Genomic DNA, 17,398 nt, shown 5'->3' on the forward strand with positions numbered 1-17,398 from the left:
AACCACGCCATCGCCCTTTCAGGCTGCCGATTGCCCTCCCCCAAGGCAGCCTGAAACCGTTTTGGGCTAAAATACGCCCTTTCTTTTGCGCCTTGCATCATCATGTCCGAAATCAAAAACTACATGACCCCCGCAGGACACGCCGCCCTGCAAAACGAGCTTTATCAGTTGGTCAACAAAGAACGCCCCGAAATCGTGCAAATTGTGAACTGGGCAGCCAGCAATGGCGACCGCAGCGAAAACGGCGACTATCTATACGGCAAACGCCGAATGCGCGAAATAGACCGCCGCATCCGCTTTTTAACCAAACGCCTGCAAGACGCGGTGGTGGTGAACCCCGAAACGCGCGAGCCCACCGACCAAGTATTCTTCGCCGCCACGGTTACGCTGGAACGCGGCAACGGCGCGGAACAAACCGTCCGCATTGTGGGCGAGGATGAAATTGATGCCGCGCACAACAAAATCTCGTGGAAATCGCCGCTTGCCCGCGCGCTGATTAAAGCGCGCGAGGGCGACAGCGTGTGGCTGAACACGCCCGAGGGGCGCGAGCAGATTGAGATTTTGGCGGTGGAATACATCAAGATTGATTGAATGATTTTCAGGCTGCCTTGGATAGCGCAATTAGGCAGCCTGAAAAAAGAGAATACGGATGAAACGAACTTATACCTATAAACCGGCAGCGGGGTTGGGCAAATGGGTTGCGGCGGCGGTGTGGCTGTTTGTGCTGCTGAAAATAAGCGTTGTTGCTGTTGGTGTGTTGATGCTGATTGCTGTGTATCAGCCGATGCAAACCGCGTTAGCAAACCAGCGCAGTTTAGCTGGGCTGAATATTCCTATCACAGATACCGTGCTCAACCTGATGAACTATGCCGAAACCGTGGTGTTTCTCGTTTCCATGATTTTTATCGCTTGCTGGATACTCCGCGCTCATGCCAATGCCCAATCATTTCGCATCCCAAATTTACCTGATTCGCCTGCATGGGCATTGGGCAGCTTTTTCATTCCGTTGGTGAATTTTTTTGCGCCTTATATTGCTATGAAGCAGCTTTATCAAGGCAGCCTGAAACGTGTGCAATCCCAGCCATCTGCTGCATTGCTGCCGCTTTGGTGGGCAACATGGCTGATTGGCGGGATAGTGGCACGCGTGGCACGCTCTTTTGCCGTAACCGCCGAGCAAGAGGCTAACATTGCGCACAACGCGCATGATTTGCTTAACACCATCAATATCCAAATATGGGCAAACCAAATGGCGATATTGAGCGTGATATGCCATATTGCCTGCGCCTTGCTCCTGCTGCGCATCATCCAGCAAATCAACCGTGCCCACGCTGCTTTGCATGCGGCAAACACCAGCGAAACCGCCGTCGCCCCCGTTAAGGCAGCCTGAAAATGCCCCCACGCATTTTGCTTACCACCGCCCTGCTTAAACTACTCAACGCCGCCGCCCACATCATCACATGGTATGCGCTGATGTTCGCGCTGGTGTTGGTTTTCCGCCATTTGCCCGCCGAGCCATACACGCAGGGCAGCGAAATTCATCCGCGCTTTTCCGTTTTGGTGCGCAACACGGCGGGCGAGGTGCTGCCTGTTGCGCTTAATCGCTGGCAAAGCAATGAAACGCTGGTGCGCGAGGCTTATGTGGCAAACGATGAATACGGCGAATACTTCCGTTTGCAGCCGCTTGCGCCTGACACGTTTGAGCTGTATGTGAACAACGAATGGTTTGAATCGTCCCAGCGATACCGCATTACGGCGGATAACCGAGTGGTGCCGCTGTCGTTTAAAACGTTGAGTGGCTTGGGGCAGGTGTTGCTGTGTTTTATGTTGTCGTTTCCGCTGTTTGCTTTGTTTAAATGGCTGCTGCGCAGGCTTTTCAGGCTGCCTCAACCGCCAAGTGATACGCCAAAGGCAGCCTGAAAATAAAAATAGCGCGACGACGGCTTGTCGCCAAATGGTTCATTCAACATAGTTTGTTGGCTGGCAAGGTGTCGGCGAGCCGCCGACGCTCCATCGGTTGCCGTTTTTGCAAAGGCAGCCTGAAAACGCCATCCAACCCCCCAACCCCATTTTTCCATCCACCCCTCATCCAAAAGGAACACCATGCCCAACCCCGCCTTTGACCCCGTTTTCAAACAACTCAACGCCATCATTCTCGGCAAACAAACCGTGCTCAAACAGCTGCTCGCCTGCATTCTCGCCGGCGGACATATTTTGCTGGAAGACGTGCCGGGCGTGGGCAAAACCACGCTCGCCACCAGCCTTGCCGCCGTGTTGGGGCTGAAATACCAGCGCGTGCAGTTCACCAACGACATGCTGCCCGCCGATTTGCTCGGCATCAACGTGTTCCAGCCCAACGAGGGCAGCTTCAAGTTCCATCCCGGCCCTGTGTTCCACCAATTTGTATTGGCAGACGAGATTAACCGCGCCTCGCCCAAGGTGCAATCGGCACTGCTGGAAGCGATGGAGGAGCGGCAAGTGTCGGTGGACGGGCGCACTTACCGCTTGCCCAAGCCGTTTTTGGTGGTGGCAACGCAAAATCCGTCTGAACAACTGGGCACGTTCCCGCTGCCCGAAAGCCAGTTAGACCGCTTTATGATGCGCCTGAGCATGGGTTATCCCGTGCCAGAGGCAGAAAAACAACTGTATTTTCATGGTGATAGACGCAAACTGCTGCACAAACTGCAAGCGGTGGGCTCGCCCGAAACCTTGTTGCAATGGCAAGAGCAGGTGCAAGCCATCACGTTATCGGAAGCGGTGGCGGATTATATTTTCCGCTTGGTGGCGGCAACGCGCCGCGCGGGGCTGTTTGCCGTGGGATTAAGCCCACGCGCGGGTTTGGCGATTGCCAACGCGGCAAAGGCGTGGGCATTTTTGGAAGGGCGCGATTTTGTGTTGCCCGAAGATGTAAAAGCGGTGTGGGTGCCCGTGGGCAACCATAGATTGCAGTCGTTGCAACAGCAAAACAGCAGCCACGCCTTAATGGAAATTGCTGAAAATGTCGCTGTTTAATCGCCAACCCAAAGAAACGCTGCTGCTGGCAGAGGAGCGCCGCATCGCAGGGCGACACGTTTCGCTGCGCCCCACCAAGTTATGCGTCAGCATGCTGGCGTTGAGCGTGGCGATTTGGGTGGGCGCGGTCAATTATCAAGTGAACGTGGCGTATGCGATTTGCTTTTGGGTGCTGGCGTTTATCGGCATTGCCGCGCTGATGACGCGCCGCCAACTGCTTGGCTTGCATCTAACCATTCGCTATGAAGGCGAAGTGTTCGCAGGCGACACCGCCGAAGCCGAAATCAGCACCGAGCATTCGGGCAAACGCGCGCGCGTGTTTTGGTGGCGCAGCGAATCGCGCGAAGAGGTGGACGAAGACAGCGAAGCCGACCACAGCGCGTGGCAGCGTTGCCAGCTTTCAGGCAGCCTGAAAAGCGAACCGATGCGCTGGCGCATCCCCGTGCAACGGCGCGGCTATTTCCCCCGCCCGCTGTTGCTGCGCTTGGCAACATCCGCCCCGTTTGGGATGTTTCACGCCGAATGCCGCGCCGAATGGTACACCGAAGCCGTAGTCTATCCCGCGCCGTTGCCGCACAGCGATTTTGGCACACTTGCCCAGCCCGACCCCGAGCAAACGCCACAACGCGCAGGGATGCACGGCGACGACATCGCCTTTTTGAAGCCGCATATTAACGGCGCATCGCTGCAACACATCGCATGGAAAACCTACGCCAAGCGCGGCGAGCTGATGGACAAAGTGTTTGACGAGCCGCCGCCCGCCGTGCACAGCGAAATCATTTCGTATCAGGATTACCCCGTAGGCACGCCCCCCGACAAACTCGCCAGCCTGCTTGCCCACCGCGTGTTGCAAGCCGATAAAACAGGCGCGCCTTACACGCTGGAACTGCCCAGCCTCACGCTCACCCCGCAAAACGGGCTGCGCGAGAAGTGTTTGAATGCGTTGGCGTTGATGTGAGCGGGGAATGTGTTTCAGGCTGCCTTTGCGGATAAACAGAGGCAGCCTGAAAAATGAGTGTAAGGGGGGGCAGCTTGGCTGCGCACGCAGTTGGAAACTTTTGCCCCATCCCAAAGGCAGCCTGAAACCCAAAACCGCTTGATGTTCTGCTAAACGATTTTTTTTGCTGGATGGATTGGCTTTCAGGCTGCCTAATCCATCACAAACGTTTACTACTGCCGCTCTCTCCCCTACGTTCAGCCGAACGGAGCATTCTTTTTTCGGGAAAAAGCGTGCGCTTGTCCGACGACGTGCGCAGCGCGGCTAGTTCGCACGCGCCGAAAAAAGGATGCGGAGAGAGGAGAGTCTGCGAAGCAGACCTGCACGTCGGGGTCGCCTTTCTTTTGCTTACTTTTCTTTGGCGAAGCAAAGAAAAGTAAGTGCCCCGCTGGCACGAAGCGCATGGTTAAAACTACACCAAAAGCCAACCACAAAGCACTAACCTAGTTTCAGGCTGCCTTTGCGGATAAACAGAGGCAGCCTGAAAAATGCGTGTAGAGTGTGCAGCTTGGCTGCGCACGCGGTTGGAAACGTTTGCCCAATCCCAAAGGCAGCCTGAAACTGCAAAATGGAACAAACGTCAACAACGCCTCATCGCCCAATCGTTTTTCATGCTGCCGATAATGCGCACATCAGCGTATAATTCGCGCCTTTCATTACCCGCGAGAACAACATCATGCAAATGCAAACCCACAAACCCCTGCTTTTCGCCCTGCTATTGAGCGCAAGCGCATTGTCCCAAGCGCATTACCACGGCATCAGCCATGCCAAACCGCTTACCTACGACCAACTGCCCGCCGAGTGCCAGCATTATTTCAAACGCGCCGATGCGTGTTTTGCCAAAGCCAACCAAACGGCAGCTACGCCCGCACGCGAAGTGGTGAAATTTTTGGTGCAAGCCTTGCCCGCCGCCACCCCGTTGCAGCGCGTAGAAATGTGCAAAGTCGCCGAGCGCGATTTCCCCGCGCGGGTGAGCGCGTTGAAGTGCGAATAAACACGGCGCACGCTAAAAAGGCAGCCTGAAAACGCATCAACACGTTTTCAGGCTGCCTTTTGCATGGCGGTTTAGGTTTGGCCGGCGGCGCAATCAATGCACGCTGACGTCTTCGCCGAAGAATTGCTCGCCCAGTTTTTTCAGCGTGCCGTCTTTTTTCAGCTCTTCCATCGCGCCGTTGATTTTGGCGAGGGCTTCGTCGTTGCCTTTGTTAATCACCAAGCCTGCGCCCAGTTTTTCGGTGGCGGGGGTGCGCCATACGGATTTTAAGCCTGAGTTGGGGTCTTTTTTCAGGTAGTCCAGCAGGGAGAGTTCGTCGTTTAGCGTGAACTCGGCGCGTTTTTGTTGCACGATGAGCAAGCCTTGCGCCATGGTGTCGGTGTGGACGAGGTCTGCGCCCATTTTTTTGGCGACTTCGTCGTAGTTGGAGGCGAGCATCACGGCGGTTTTTTTGCCTTTGATGTCTTCTAGCTTGGTGACATCGGCGTGGTCGGCGCGGGCAACCAGCATTTTGCCGCTCCAACTGTATGGCGTGGCTTTGTCAAACATGGCTTGGCGCTCGGGCGAAGTGAGCGCGACTTGGTTGGCGACGATGTCAAAGCGTCCTGCTTTTAAGCCTGCCATCATGGCATCCCACGGCGTTTCTTTGAATTCCACCTGCACGCCCAGTTTTTCGGCGACGGCGCGGGTTACTTCCACGTCGTAACCGGTTAATTTGCCGTCTTTTTCGTGGTAGGTGAACGGGGCGTAGGTGCCCATTGTGCCCACGAGAATGGTTTCTTTTTTGTTGAGTTTGTCCAGCAGGTTGCCGCCTGATGCGCCTGCGGCAGAAGCGGCAGGTTGCGGGGCAACGGCGGATGCAGCGGGCGCGTCGCCACCTTTGCCGCAAGCGGCGAGGAGTACGGCAACGGAGAAGCCTAAAAGTGTTTGTTTAAACATGGTTTTTCCTTGTGATGTTGAGTGGTGTTGAAAGGGTGGGATTGTAATGGAATGGCGGGGGTGGGTTTAGAATTTTTGGTGCTATGGTTTAGGCGGTTGATTGCTACGATTGAGGCAGCCTGAAAAAGCTGTTTGGTGGTGGACTGGGATGTTTTAGCTTCGCAACTCCGCTTCGCTACGCAGGCTGCTTTTTGCGGGCATGGGCTGTTTAATCGCAGATTTCATCGGATTGGGACAGGTCTTCCCAGCCGATGATTTTTTGTTGTTCAAAGGTAAAGAGGATGCCGTAGGGCTCGCCGATGGGGAGTGTGCATTCGGCAAAGTGGAGTGCCCAGTGGTGCGTGTTTTGTGTGAATTGGGCGGTGGGGCAGGCGAGGATTGGGGTCTGATTTTGCTGAAACCCGTTTTCAGGCTGCCTGAGGCTGGTGCGTAATTGTTGTTCGGCTTGGGCGATAAAGCGGGGGAGGTTGTTGAGAATTTGGATGTAAAACGGGTAATCCAGTTGGCTGGGGTTGCCGGGTTGCGTGGTATAGATGTGGAAGGGTTGCCCGTGGTATTCGCCTGCTAACAGGATGGATTGGGTATCTTGCGGGATGGGGTGGGCGGTGAGTTTGCCAAGTGAGGTGTGCATAGTGTGCATGGGTTTGGGCTTTTAGGCTGCGTTAGGGTAATCGCGCTTGCCGAAAATCGCGCTGCCGATGCGTACCATGGTTGCGCCGCATTCAATGGCGAGATTCATGTCGCTGCTCATGCCCATGGATAGGGTGTCGGCTTGCGGGGCGTGGGGTCGCAGTTGGGCGAGCAGGCTGTGCATTTGGGTGAATTGTTGGCGCAGTTGGTCGGAGTTGTCGGTGTGGCTGGCGACGCACATTAGTCCGCGTAAATTGAGGCGGGGCAGGGGGGCGATGGCTTGGGCAAGCGCAGGCAGTTCTTCGGGCGCGATGCCGTGTTTGGCTGGGTCGCCTGAAATGTTGATTTCTATCAGCACTTGCAAATCGGGCAGGTGGGCGGGGCGTTGGTTGCTGAGGCGGCGGGCGAGTTTTTCGCTGTTGAGCGTGTGCAGCCAATGGGCGTGTTCGGCGACAAGGCGGCTTTTGTTAGATTGCACATTGCCGATGATGTGCCAGATGATGTGTGGGCAGTCGGCAAGCTGGTGGGTTTTGTCGTGCCATTCTTGGATGTAGTTTTCGCCGAAGTGGCGTTGCCCGTGTTGATACAGCGTGCGGATGTTATCGGCGGGGAAGGTTTTGCTGACGGCAATCAGTTGCACGCTGCCAGCAGGGCGGCGGGCTTGGGCTTCGGCTTGGGCGATTTGGTTTCGGATGGCTTGGAGGTTGGCGATAAGGTGGGGCATGGCGGTGTTTGCTGCGGGGTGGTTGGGGATGAGGTAGGGCAGCCTGAAAATGGTTTGCGCGTGGGGTGCAGGGGTAGCGGGGCTATTTATATTGGGTATTGCGGTGGCTTTTGTGCCAGAAAACAGGCTCTGCTGCGTTGCCTATCCTCGCAAGGTGTTCAACCTTGCTGCGGTATGCGCCTTGCATAGCCTGCTTTCTGACACAAAATCCGCTTCGCAAACCCAATATAAACAGCCCCTACCCTGCTCGTGGTAGGCGGCGAAACGCCTGCGCTGGCAAAAATAAGACGATGGTTGGGGGAGAAGGGTTTTCAGGCTGCTTTTAATCAATATGTATTCATCGCGGTTGGCGAAACCATGGGCAGCCTGAAAAGGCGGAATAGGGTGGCGAGCCGCCGCTCCATGTTCGTTGCATTCGTTTTAGCTTCGCTGAAATTCGCTTTGCTCATTTTCAGGCTGCCTTTGGCTGATTGGGCTGCTGATTCGGCTGAGCTGTTGGGCTAGGCTTTCAACGGCGGGGATTTTGCTTTTGCTGTTGAACTCGCCGTTTAGGCTGGACCAGCGCGGGTGGGCGCGGGCTTTTTTGAGCGGGTCGGGCAGGTTTTCAGGCTGCCACGGCGGGGCGGCGGGGTGTTGCAGGGCGATGGGGCTTTGGCTGGCGTGCCCGCGGGTTTGCAGCAGGGCAAGCAGGGCGAGGGCGCGGGCGGCAATCAGCGTGAGCGTGGGGTTGTCGATGTGCAGGGTGTCGGTGCCGTTGATTTTGTTGTACAGGCTTTGCCAGTTGGTGGCGATGCCGCCGATGATGCCGCCCACCGCGCTGCCCAGCCCCAGCGATGTGCCGAGGGTGAGCGCGTCTAGCCCCAGCCCGATGAGTGCGCCTGCGGCTGCGCCTTTGCCGGTGCGGATGCCGTAGGCTTTGAGTTGCTCGGTATCAAAGGGGTCTTGGCTGAATGCTTGGATGGCGGAGGGGGTAGGGCTTGCCCAGTCGCTTTGATAGAAGCGGTAGAGCTGGCTGAGGCGCTGCTGGGTGTGGCGTTCGTGTTGGCGAACGGTGTTTTGCATGGTGGCTTGGGCGGTTTCTAGTGGCTCGCTGTCGGGCTTGCTGTGGGCGTAGGCGGCGATGTTGATGAGGCTTTCGGCGATGATTTGGTGGGCAGTTTGGTTGAGCTGCTGCCATTCTTGTTGGCGGTGGGCGATGAGCCGGTCGATGGTTTGGCGGCTGGGCAGCATGGTGGCGAGGTTGTGCCAGAGCTGGATTTCGCCGTTGAAATCGAAGGCGACGGTGTCGAAGCTGCTGATAACGTGCAGATTGCGGCGGGCAAGGGTGGCTTGCCATGCGGCAAGGTCGCTGCCTTGCGTGAAGTTGAACACGGGCATGATGGGCTTGGCGCACCACGATAGGATGGTGAGTTCGTCTTTGTATTTGGGGAGGATGGGCTCGCGTGCGTCAATCACATATAACGCGGTATCGCTGTTGATGAGCTGGCGCAGCACTTTGGCTTCTTGCGCGTAGTCGCTTTGGGCTGCGAGGCTGGCGAGAAATTGGTTGATGCGGTCGATGCCGTCTTGTTGGGCGGTGGTGTGGGCTTCCAGCCAGTCTAATACGCCGCCTGCGTCTTCCAAGCCGGGGGTGTCGTAGAGTTGGATTTGGGGCTGGTCTTGGATGTTGATGCTGGCGGTTTCCACATGGCGCGTGGTGGCGGCGGCGTTTTGCACGTCGCCAAACTGGCTGTCGCGCAGCAGGGTGCGCAGCAGGGAGGTTTTGCCTGTGTTGGTGTGCCCAACGATGGCGAGGTGGAGTGGGGGCATTTTCAGGCTGCCTACTAAGAACCTGTATTCACTATTTTCATTCATAGGTATCTTTTATGTCATCAAATCTGCCTATGCAAATAGTGAACACAGGTTCTAAAAAAATCCTGTTTCGCGGGGAAACAGGATTGTGTGTATGGGGTGGCGAGCCTGACCCTCGGCACTGGTTTTTCCAAGTGGGCTGCTGGCTTCCGCCCCTGACCCGTTGCTCAAAATCACCATGCGAGGAGACCCGCCAATGAAGTCGCGCATTATAGCGGATATTGGGGATTTGGCAAGGGATAAGGCAGGCTGAAAACGGGTAAAGTGGTTTTCAGGCTGCCTCTGCATTATGCGGTTTCACACCGCTTCAATCGCCACCGTTTCCCCCACCGCCGCGCTTAATGCTTCGTTTAACACGGCAAAAAATTCGCGCCCATCGCGGGTGGCGAGCCATTGCCCGTTGCGCTCGGAGAAGTGGTAGCCGCCGCTTTTGGCCGCTATCCACAGCTCTTGGTTGGGTGTGTGGCGGTTGACGATGATTTGCGTGCCGTCGTCGGCTTCTATGGTGAGCACGTTGCCTGCGCGGGTGCAGTCAAAATCGTAGCAATCTAGGCTGTCTTCTATGTGGGTGAACAGGGCTTCGCTGTGGGCGATAAATTCGGTTTCGGTCATGGGAAGTTCCTTGTGTGTGAAGGTGAAGTGGGTTTCAGGCTGCCTTTATGCTTTGTAAACAGGTAAGCATGAGGCAGCCTGAAAACTATTTTTCTGTGGCGTTGTTTTGGTATTCAATTAAATCGGGCTGGTGTTTGTTTTCAGGCTGCCTTTGCCCTTTGCCATCCCGCACCACAAAATCGCCTTCGATAATGTCGCCGTCATCGCCGCTGCCGCGTGTAAACGGGGATTGGGTGAACGGGTCGTAGTTGCTAAATGGGCTTTGCTGTTGGCTGTTTGGGCTGGGCGCGCTGCCAAAGGGGAGCAGCAGGAGTAGGGCGATAAGGTCGGAGAAAAAACCGGGTAGCATCAACAAAAAGGCGGCGATGGGGATGCGGATGGGGTAGAGCATTTGGTAGAGCGAGATTTGCCCGCCTGTGCGCAAGATGCCGCCCGCCAGCATCAGCTGCGAGAGCCCTGCGCTGCGTTTCATCAGAAACGAGCCGAACATAAAGGCGAGTATCATCAGGCAGAGGGCAGCCAGTGTGCCGATGAGTTTGGCGATGAAGACGATGGAGAGGATTTCGGCAAAGATGAGAATAAGCAGGGCGATTCCGAGGTATTGCATGGCGGTCTTTCGGGAAGGGTTGCGATGGGCGGAAAATAGGGGCTGGGCGCGATTATACAAGTTTTGCGCTTGTAAAATGCGGTTAAGTGCGGGGCTGGGCGCGATGCTGTTATAATCGGCGGTTTCAGGCTGCCTTGTGGGTTGTTTTATGAAAATCGCTATTCGTTTATGGATTTGCTGGGGCGCGGCGTTGTGCTTGGCGGCGTGTTCCGGCAGCGGCACATCGCAGGGCGCGCGGTGCAGCCCTGCCAAGGGGTTTTATTGCGTGAAAGCGGGCGATAATCTGTATCGCATCGGCTTGCGCTTTGGCGTGAGCGTGAACCAGTTGAAAAGCTGGAACAATCTGCGCGGCGACCGGGTGGCGGTGGGGCAGAAGTTGCGCGTGGGGCGCGGGGCTTCGTCTGCCCGCTCGGGCGTTTACGCGCCTGCGCCTGCTGTGCCGCCGATTGCGTTGCAGATGCCTGCCAACGGGCGGATTGTGCGCGAGTTTGGCGGCGGCAATCGCGGGGTGGATATTGCGGGCGAGGCGGGCGCGCCTGTGTTGGCGGCGGCTGCGGGGCAGGTGGTGTATATTGGCACGGAGGTGCGCGGTTATCCGAATTTGATTTTAATCCGCCATAATGCGGCTCTGATTACGGCGTATAGCAACAATGCGGGCGTTCTAGTAAGCAATAATGCGCGGGTGGCGGCGGGGCAGCAGATTGCAACGATGAGCAGCAGTTTTCAGTCTAACGAGGGCTTGCTGCATTTTGAAGTGCGTGAAAATGGCAAGGCGGTGAACCCGCGCGATTATTTGCGCTGAGGGCGTTCCGTTCCGCCCGAGCGCGCCAAGCCGTTTTCAGGCTGCCTTGGGGTTGGTTGGGCAGCCTGAAAACGCAACGGGGCAAAGCTGAAACGATTTTTAGGAAAACAAAAATGGCATTGGCAAAACGAATCATCCCGTGTTTAGACGTGGACAACGGGCGCGTGGTCAAAGGCGTGAACTTTGTAGGCCTGCGCGATGCGGGCAGCCCTGTGGACGTGGCGCAGCGCTACAACGACGAGGGCGCGGACGAACTCACGTTCCTAGACATCACCGCCAGCAGCAGCAACCGCGACACGATTTTAAATGTGATTGAAGACGTTGCCGGCCGCGTGTTTATCCCGCTCACGGTGGGCGGCGGCGTGCGCAGCGTGGCGGATATTCGCCGCTTGCTCAATGCGGGCGCGGACAAGGTGAGCATCAACACGGCGGCGGTTGCTAACCCCGATTTGGTGAGCGAAGCGGCGGCGTTTTTTGGTTCGCAGGCGATTGTGGTGGCGATTGATGCCAAGGCGGTAAACGAGGATAACAGCCAATGGAATGTGTTTACCCACGGCGGGCGCAACGATACGGGCTTGGACGCGCTGGATTGGGCGCGCGAAATGCAGCGGCGCGGCGCGGGCGAAATCCTTTTGACTTCCATGGACAGGGACGGCACCAAAATCGGTTTTAACCTGCCGCTCACCCGCGCGGTGTCGGACGCGGTGGATGTGCCCGTGATTGCATCGGGCGGCGTGGGCAACGTGCAGCATTTGGTGGAGGGCGTGTTGCAGGGCGGGGCGGATGCGGTGTTGGCGGCGAGCATTTTTCATTTTGGCGAAGTGAGCATCCGCGAAGCCAAGCGGGCGATGCGGCAGGCGGGGATTGAAGTGCGGTTGTAGGTTTGGTTTTCGCTTTAAACGGGTAAACTTGTTTTCAGGCTGCCTCTGATGGCGCGAAACATAAGGCAGCCTGAAAACGCATCGCCCGCTTTATCTAATCAATCCGCGCTGTTGGCAATGCTAAACTCGTTTTCAGGCTGCCTCTGATAGCGCAAACCAATAGGCAGCCTGAAAACATATCACCCGCCATCTCAACAACCCACGCCATTAGCAATGCTCAATCCATTTTCAGGCTGCCTCCCGACTACTTTCTGATAATGCACACCAATAGGCAGCCTGAAACGCCTATTTGTAAACCCATAATTTTGTAACCCCGTAAACAGCCCATCTCCCCATGCCCCGCCCATTCCTTATCCCGTTTCTGCTCGCTCAAACCGCCTGCACCTCCGTGCTATGGAACGGCGGCATATACGATGCCGACCGCGCCATCCAAACCCAACGCCAAATCACCCGCACCCAAAGCGACACCATCCACGCCATCAGCCAAATCCCCCGCCACGCCAACCCCCAGCTTTCAGGCAGCCTTATCCTGCAAGGCGAACACTATTGGTACGCCATCCACCCCCGCGTGTCGCAAGACCTCGCCGCCACCCTACGCGCCCCGCTGCCCCAGCCCTACCGCATCACCCAACCATACAGCGGCATCCCCCAGCCCAATCTACGCATCCTGATTACCGACCAAAACCACTTTATCAGCAACTTCTGCCTAGACTACATCGCCCAAAGCAACCCAACAGAGCCAAGCGAACAAACCACCCTAGCCCAACTCAAATTCCAACCCCAAGCCACACCCAACCACTACCGCAAATGCATCGCCACCACCGGCACGGTGTACCACACCCCGCCCAGCAACAGCACCAGCCACACGCTGCCCCAGCCCATCCCCGCCGAGCTCGTGTTTGAACAACAAAAAGTCAGCATCAGCCGCCGCAAGCTCACCCGCAACGTCCTGTTCACCCCGCTTGCCCTCGCCGCCGACATCACCAGCGGCATGGTGATGATGCCCGCGTTGCTCATCAGCGACCTGTTCTAACCCCGCAGTAAACATTTTCAGGCTGCCTCAACCCCATCCCCAAAGGCAGCCTGAAACCACCACAAGGAACCCCCATGCGCAAAATCATCTTACTCACCACCCTCGCCCTGCTCACCGCCTGCGGCAAAAACGCCGATAAAATCGGCGAAGCCTCCACTGTGTTCAACCTCCTCGGCAAAAACGACCGCATAGAAATAGAAGCCTTCGACGACCCCGACGTGCGCGGCGTTTCCTGCTTTTTGTCCTACGCCAAAAAAGGCGGGCTCAAAGAAACCGTCAACCTAGAAGAAGACGCATCTGATGCCAGCGTGTCCTGCGTGCAAACCGCCCCCGTTATCACATACAGCGAAAACGCCGTCAGCAAACCACGCCAAGTGTTCAAACGCAACGCCAGCTTCGCCTTCAAAAGCCTGCAAATCGTCCGCTACTACGACCCCAAACGCAAAGCCTTTGCCTACATGGTGTACAGCGACAAAATCATAGAAGGCTCGCCCAAAAATTCCCTATCCGCCCTCTCGTGTTACAGCACCGCCCGCGCCACGCCACCCAGCGCCGCATCCAGTCCCGCCAACAACATTCAACACATTGGCGCATGCGAAATCAGCGCGTAAACAATAAACCTGCCAACGCTGCCGCCTAAGGCAGCCTGAAAACGAGAAACACCATGCCACAAGCCATTCCCACCGCCATCCAAAACCTAAAATGGGACGACAACAACCTAATCGTCGCCATCGCCCAAGACGCCCAAACAGGGCGCGTGCTGATGGTTGCCTACATGAACCCCGAAGCCCTGCAACAAACCATCCAAACAGGCTACGCCTACTATTACAGCCGCAGCCGCCAACAACAATGGAAAAAAGGCGAAACATCAGGGCACACCCAGCGCGTGTTAGAAATCCGCACCGATTGCGACGGCGACGCCATCCTGCTGCAAATCCAACAAAACGGCGGCATCGCCTGCCACACAGGGCGCGAAAGCTGCTTCTACCGCCAATGGCAACACAACGACTGGCAAATCCAAGACCACGTTATCAAAGACGAACAGCAAATCTACGGCAAAAACCCATAGGCAGCCTGAAACGCCGTTCAGCGTAGCCAAAAACCCCTTTTCAGGCTGTCCCATCATCCCCAACCCAACAAAGGAACTCCACCATGCCCCAATCCACCCTAGCCCAACTGCAAGCCACCATCAACGAGCGCAAAACCGCCAGCCCCGAAACATCCTACACCGCCCAGCTATTGCACCAAGGGCAAGACAAAATCCTCAAAAAAATCATAGAAGAAGCAGGCGAAGTGCTGATGGCAAGCAAAGACGGCGAAGCCCAACACATCGTTTACGAAATCGCCGACCTCTGGTTTCACAGCATCATCCTGCTCGCCCACCACAACCTCAGCATCAACGACGTACTCGCCGAACTCGCCCGCCGCCAAGGGTTATCAGGATTAGCCGAAAAAGCATCTCGCCCAAAAGACTAAACTCTATTAAAATGCCACCTTTTCAGGCAGCCTGAAAAGCCATAAAGGACCAAACCATGACCGATTGCCTATTCTGCAAAATCGCCGCCAAACAAATCCCCAGCGGCATCGTGTATGAAGACGACGACATGCTCTGCTTCAAAGATATCCACCCCGCCGCCCCCGTGCATCTGCTGCTCATCCCCAAAACCCATTTTGATTCCCTCGCCCACGCCCAGCCCCAACACCAAGAACTGCTGGGCAAAATGATGCTGCGCGTGCCCCAAATCGCCCAGCAAGCAGGGTTAAGCCACGGCTTCAAAACCCAAATCAACACAGGCAAAGGCGGCGGGCAAGAAGTCTTCCATCTACACATCCATATCCTCGGCAATCCACAATAACAACAAGCAGCCTGAAAAACCCATTTCCATCCCTCTACAAAGGAGCAGCAAAATGGCAACGCAAGAGAAATACATCCAGTTCATCAAAGAAGAACTGAGCGGCTGGAAGCCCTTTGAAGTCATCTGGCTGCTCGCCTTTATCGCCGCCCAAGTGTATGCCTATGTGCAAGACCCCACCAGCATACTCGGGATGATTTCAGGCATCGCAGGTATCATTTGTGTGGTGCTGGTCAGCAAAGGCAAAATCAGCAACTACTTTTTCGGCTTGATTTTCGCCTACACTTATTTCTACGTCGCATGGCGCGCCAACTTTATCGGCGAAATGAATTCCGTGCTGTATATCTATCTGCCCTCGCAATTTATCGGCTATTTCATGTGGAAAAGTCACACCACCCACGATACGGACGGCGAAACCGTCGTCGCCAAAGCGCTCACCCCCCAAGGCTGGGCAATCATGCTCGCCATTATCGGCATTGGCACATTCGGCTTTATCCAAGCCCTACGCGCCGCAGGTGGCAGCTCAACAGGGCTAGACGGCGCAACCACCGTGATTACCTTCGTTGCCCAAGCCATGATGATTTTGCGCTACCGCGAACAATGGCTGCTGTGGATAGCGCTCAACATTCTCTCCATCGTATTGTGGGCAGAAACCCCCGCCATGTATCTGATGTACGGCGCATACCTCTGCAACTCGCTCTATGGCTATTACAACTGGACCAAGCTCATCAAGCGCGAGCCTCATCAGGCAGCCTGAAAACCAAATACCCGCGCAGCCGCTTTTCAGGCTGCCTAACCCTTTTCACCAACCCCAAACTTTCACAAGGAACTCAATCATGGGATTAACCTCAATCTGGCATTGGCTTATCGTATTGGCGATTGTCGTACTCGTATTCGGCACCAAAAAACTGCGCAACGTCGGCAAAGACCTCGGCGGCGCGGTGCACGACTTTAAAGAAGGCTTAGAAAAAGGCAGCAGCGAAGCCGCCGCCAAAAAAGAAGAAGTCATCGAACAAAAAACCGATAAACAAGCCTAATCATGTTTGATTTTAGCTTCACCGAAATGCTGTTGTCAGGCGTGGTCGCCCTAGTGGTATTGGGGCCGGAGCGCCTGCCCAAAGTGGCGCGCAAGGCAGGCGAATGGGTAGGCAAAATTCAACGCTTGGCAGCAGGTGTTAAACAAGAATTGGCAGCCAACGGCGAATACGCCGAATTAAGCAAAGTGAAGCAAGATTTCACCAGCACCGTTGCCGATTTGAAACAAGAATTGCACGATTTCGGCAAACAGGTTGAGCAAGAAACGCAAACCATCGCCCAGCACACGCAAGAGCTTGCCCAGCAAACGCAGCAAGACACGCGCCCCGCATGGGAGCGACTGCCCGAACAGAAAACCCCTGCCGATTTCGGCATCAGCGAAACCGCGCAGCCCGCGTTTGACTACACGCCGCAGCCACAGCCCATTGCCGCGCTTAACGCTAAATCTTTGCGTAAACAAGCTATGGCGCGCAAACGCGATATGCGTCCGCGCCACCGCGCCACACCCAAATTAAGGAGCCGCCGATGAGCCAAGTTACCGAGCCAGTCGGCGGGCAGGCGCAGCCGTTGGTGGAACATTTGCTGGAATTGCGCCGCCGCTTGGTGTGGGCATTATTGGGCATTGCGCTGTGTTTCTTTGCGATTGTGCCGTTTGCGCAGCCGTTGTATGCGTTTGTTGCCAAGCCTTTGATGGCGGTGCTGCCCGCCACCACCAGCATGATTGCCACCGATGTGATTGCACCTTTTTTTGTGCCGATTAAAGTGGCGCTGATGGCGGCTTTTCTGGTTTCGCTGCCCAATACGCTGTATCAAATTTGGGCGTTCGTTGCCCCTGCGCTGTACCAACACGAGAAACGGCTGATTGTGCCGCTGATTTTGTCCAGCCTGATGCTGTTTGCCGCAGGCATGGCGTTTTGCTATTTTCTGGTGTTCCCCGTGGTGTTCAAATTTTTCGCAGGCATGACGCCCACGGGCGTTTCCATGGCAACCGATATTGATAAATACCTGTCGTTTGTGCTGGGGATGTTTGTTGCCTTCGGCATGACGTTTGAAATCCCTGTGGTGGTGGTTTTGCTTTATCGCATGGGCGTGATTACTTTCGCGCAACTGCAAGCGGCGCGCCCGTATTTGATTGTGGCGTCGTTTATCATCGCCGCCGTGCTCACGCCGCCCGATGTGTTGTCGCAAATTATGTTAGCCATTCCGATGATTTTGCTGTATGAGGGCGGATTGTTGGTGTGCCGCATGATTAGACCGCGTACGCGCGAGGATGCCGACAACGATAATACAGACCGCGCCGAAGATGAGGCAGCCTGAAAAGCTGTTTGAAATCGCTACACAGCTTGCGTTTTGCTCTGAACTCGTCTGCATCGGCGGACATCCCGCGTAGCAATTTTAGACAACGGGTTCCTAAAACTGCGGGTTCAGAAA

25 protein-coding genes and 1 other RNA gene are annotated in these 17,398 nt (G+C 55.9%); 17 read left to right on the plus strand and 9 right to left on the minus strand.

Annotated features, from left to right (window positions below):
• The first annotated feature begins 102 nt into the window (after window positions 1-102).
• From greB to H3L93_RS04545, 3 genes are read left to right on the plus strand one after another with little or no spacing between them, the layout of a single operon-like run.
• Entirely contained in the window at window positions 103-591 is a 489-nt protein-coding gene (greB, locus tag H3L93_RS04535) for a transcription elongation factor GreB (RefSeq protein WP_003796348.1), read from the plus strand.
• Between the two features lie 58 nt (window positions 592-649).
• Window positions 650-1,387: a DUF4328 domain-containing protein gene (locus H3L93_RS04540; protein ID WP_003796346.1), complete on the plus strand. Its 738-nt coding sequence runs from the start codon at window positions 650-652 to the stop codon at window positions 1,385-1,387.
• Between the two features lie 2 nt (window positions 1,388-1,389).
• Window positions 1,390-1,917 (plus strand): hypothetical protein, encoded by a 528-nt coding sequence (locus H3L93_RS04545; RefSeq protein ID WP_003796344.1) that lies wholly within the window; start codon window positions 1,390-1,392, stop codon window positions 1,915-1,917.
• Here H3L93_RS04545 and H3L93_RS04550 read toward each other — a convergent pair.
• The gene (locus tag H3L93_RS04550; protein WP_040558650.1) at window positions 1,884-2,102 is read right to left on the minus strand and encodes a hypothetical protein; all 219 of its coding nucleotides are present in this window, start codon (window positions 2,100-2,102) and stop codon (window positions 1,884-1,886) included. The genes H3L93_RS04545 and H3L93_RS04550 overlap by 34 nt on opposite strands.
• Here H3L93_RS04550 and H3L93_RS04555 point away from each other — a divergent pair.
• Together H3L93_RS04555 and H3L93_RS04560 are read left to right on the plus strand one after the other, a co-directional pair.
• Entirely contained in the window at window positions 2,101-3,009 is a 909-nt protein-coding gene (locus H3L93_RS04555; protein ID WP_003796340.1) for an AAA family ATPase, read from the plus strand. The two genes, H3L93_RS04550 and H3L93_RS04555, sit on opposite strands and share 2 nt — an antisense overlap.
• Complete coding sequence (locus H3L93_RS04560; RefSeq protein ID WP_003796338.1) at window positions 2,996-3,967, plus strand: DUF58 domain-containing protein; 972 nt, start codon at window positions 2,996-2,998, stop codon at window positions 3,965-3,967. Before H3L93_RS04555 ends, H3L93_RS04560 begins: the two co-directional genes overlap by 14 nt.
• A 451-nt stretch (window positions 3,968-4,418) precedes the next feature.
• On the opposite strand, the gene H3L93_RS04565 is transcribed toward H3L93_RS04560, so the two are convergent.
• Window positions 4,419-4,583, minus strand: coding sequence for a hypothetical protein (locus H3L93_RS04565; protein WP_003796332.1), 165 nt, complete (start codon window positions 4,581-4,583; stop codon window positions 4,419-4,421).
• A gap of 99 nt (window positions 4,584-4,682) precedes the next feature.
• On the opposite strand from H3L93_RS04565, the gene H3L93_RS04570 reads away from it, so the two are divergent.
• On the plus strand, window positions 4,683-5,000 hold the full coding sequence (locus H3L93_RS04570) for a hypothetical protein (protein WP_003796330.1): 318 nt from the start codon (window positions 4,683-4,685) through the stop codon (window positions 4,998-5,000).
• 93 nt (window positions 5,001-5,093) lie between these two features.
• Here H3L93_RS04570 and H3L93_RS04575 read toward each other — a convergent pair whose 3' ends face one another.
• From H3L93_RS04575 to H3L93_RS04605, 7 genes are all read right to left on the minus strand, one after another.
• Window positions 5,094-5,939: a transporter substrate-binding domain-containing protein gene (locus H3L93_RS04575; RefSeq protein WP_003796328.1), complete on the minus strand. Its 846-nt coding sequence runs from the start codon at window positions 5,937-5,939 to the stop codon at window positions 5,094-5,096.
• A gap of 208 nt (window positions 5,940-6,147) precedes the next feature.
• On the minus strand, window positions 6,148-6,579 hold the full coding sequence (locus tag H3L93_RS04580; RefSeq protein ID WP_003796327.1) for a hypothetical protein: 432 nt from the start codon (window positions 6,577-6,579) through the stop codon (window positions 6,148-6,150).
• Window positions 6,580-6,591: 12 nt separating this feature from the next.
• Complete coding sequence (locus tag H3L93_RS04585) at window positions 6,592-7,293, minus strand: YggS family pyridoxal phosphate-dependent enzyme (RefSeq protein WP_040558646.1); 702 nt, start codon at window positions 7,291-7,293, stop codon at window positions 6,592-6,594.
• Window positions 7,294-7,713: 420 nt separating this feature from the next.
• Window positions 7,714-9,108, minus strand: coding sequence for a GTPase/DUF3482 domain-containing protein (locus tag H3L93_RS04590; RefSeq protein WP_182077720.1), 1,395 nt, complete (start codon window positions 9,106-9,108; stop codon window positions 7,714-7,716).
• A gap of 134 nt (window positions 9,109-9,242) precedes the next feature.
• An RNA gene (ffs, locus tag H3L93_RS04595) (signal recognition particle sRNA small type) lies at window positions 9,243-9,339 on the minus strand.
• Between the two features lie 102 nt (window positions 9,340-9,441).
• Window positions 9,442-9,756: an iron donor protein CyaY gene (gene cyaY, locus H3L93_RS04600; RefSeq protein ID WP_003796318.1), complete on the minus strand. Its 315-nt coding sequence runs from the start codon at window positions 9,754-9,756 to the stop codon at window positions 9,442-9,444.
• Window positions 9,757-9,841: 85 nt separating this feature from the next.
• The gene (locus tag H3L93_RS04605; RefSeq protein WP_040558644.1) at window positions 9,842-10,363 is read right to left on the minus strand and encodes an FxsA family protein; all 522 of its coding nucleotides are present in this window, start codon (window positions 10,361-10,363) and stop codon (window positions 9,842-9,844) included.
• Window positions 10,364-10,511: 148 nt separating this feature from the next.
• On the opposite strand from H3L93_RS04605, the gene H3L93_RS04610 reads away from it, so the two are divergent.
• The 11 genes from H3L93_RS04610 to tatC all read left to right on the plus strand — a co-directional run bounded on the left by H3L93_RS04610 (window position 10,512) and on the right by tatC (window position 17,284).
• Window positions 10,512-11,165 (plus strand): peptidoglycan DD-metalloendopeptidase family protein, encoded by a 654-nt coding sequence (locus tag H3L93_RS04610; RefSeq protein ID WP_040558642.1) that lies wholly within the window; start codon window positions 10,512-10,514, stop codon window positions 11,163-11,165.
• 113 nt (window positions 11,166-11,278) lie between these two features.
• On the plus strand, window positions 11,279-12,046 hold the full coding sequence (hisF, locus tag H3L93_RS04615; protein WP_040558640.1) for an imidazole glycerol phosphate synthase subunit HisF: 768 nt from the start codon (window positions 11,279-11,281) through the stop codon (window positions 12,044-12,046).
• Between the two features lie 334 nt (window positions 12,047-12,380).
• The gene (locus H3L93_RS04620; RefSeq protein WP_003796306.1) at window positions 12,381-13,079 is read left to right on the plus strand and encodes a hypothetical protein; all 699 of its coding nucleotides are present in this window, start codon (window positions 12,381-12,383) and stop codon (window positions 13,077-13,079) included.
• Between the two features lie 74 nt (window positions 13,080-13,153).
• Complete coding sequence (locus H3L93_RS04625; protein WP_003796305.1) at window positions 13,154-13,690, plus strand: CreA family protein; 537 nt, start codon at window positions 13,154-13,156, stop codon at window positions 13,688-13,690.
• Window positions 13,691-13,743: 53 nt separating this feature from the next.
• Window positions 13,744-14,148 carry a phosphoribosyl-AMP cyclohydrolase gene (gene hisI, locus H3L93_RS04630; RefSeq protein WP_003796303.1) on the plus strand — a complete coding sequence of 135 codons (405 nt, stop codon included), beginning with the start codon at window positions 13,744-13,746 and terminating at the stop codon, window positions 14,146-14,148.
• 83 nt (window positions 14,149-14,231) lie between these two features.
• Window positions 14,232-14,555, plus strand: coding sequence for a phosphoribosyl-ATP diphosphatase (locus tag H3L93_RS04635; RefSeq protein WP_003796301.1), 324 nt, complete (start codon window positions 14,232-14,234; stop codon window positions 14,553-14,555).
• Between the two features lie 56 nt (window positions 14,556-14,611).
• A complete protein-coding gene (locus H3L93_RS04640) occupies window positions 14,612-14,935 on the plus strand; it encodes a histidine triad nucleotide-binding protein (RefSeq protein ID WP_003796299.1) in 324 nt (107 codons plus the stop codon).
• A gap of 52 nt (window positions 14,936-14,987) precedes the next feature.
• The gene (pnuC, locus tag H3L93_RS04645; protein WP_003796296.1) at window positions 14,988-15,689 is read left to right on the plus strand and encodes a nicotinamide riboside transporter PnuC; all 702 of its coding nucleotides are present in this window, start codon (window positions 14,988-14,990) and stop codon (window positions 15,687-15,689) included.
• 79 nt (window positions 15,690-15,768) lie between these two features.
• Complete coding sequence (tatA, locus tag H3L93_RS04650) at window positions 15,769-15,969, plus strand: Sec-independent protein translocase subunit TatA (RefSeq protein ID WP_003796294.1); 201 nt, start codon at window positions 15,769-15,771, stop codon at window positions 15,967-15,969.
• Window positions 15,970-15,971: 2 nt separating this feature from the next.
• Window positions 15,972-16,496, plus strand: coding sequence for a Sec-independent protein translocase protein TatB (gene tatB / locus H3L93_RS04655; protein WP_003796293.1), 525 nt, complete (start codon window positions 15,972-15,974; stop codon window positions 16,494-16,496).
• A complete protein-coding gene (gene tatC, locus H3L93_RS04660; protein WP_003796290.1) occupies window positions 16,493-17,284 on the plus strand; it encodes a twin-arginine translocase subunit TatC in 792 nt (263 codons plus the stop codon). Before tatB ends, tatC begins: the two co-directional genes overlap by 4 nt.
• The last annotated feature ends 114 nt before the right edge of the window (window positions 17,285-17,398 follow it).

Origin of the sequence: Kingella oralis (assembly GCF_014054985.1) — a bacterium.
In the GTDB taxonomy this organism is placed as follows: Bacteria; Pseudomonadota; Gammaproteobacteria; order Burkholderiales; family Neisseriaceae; genus Kingella_B; species Kingella_B oralis.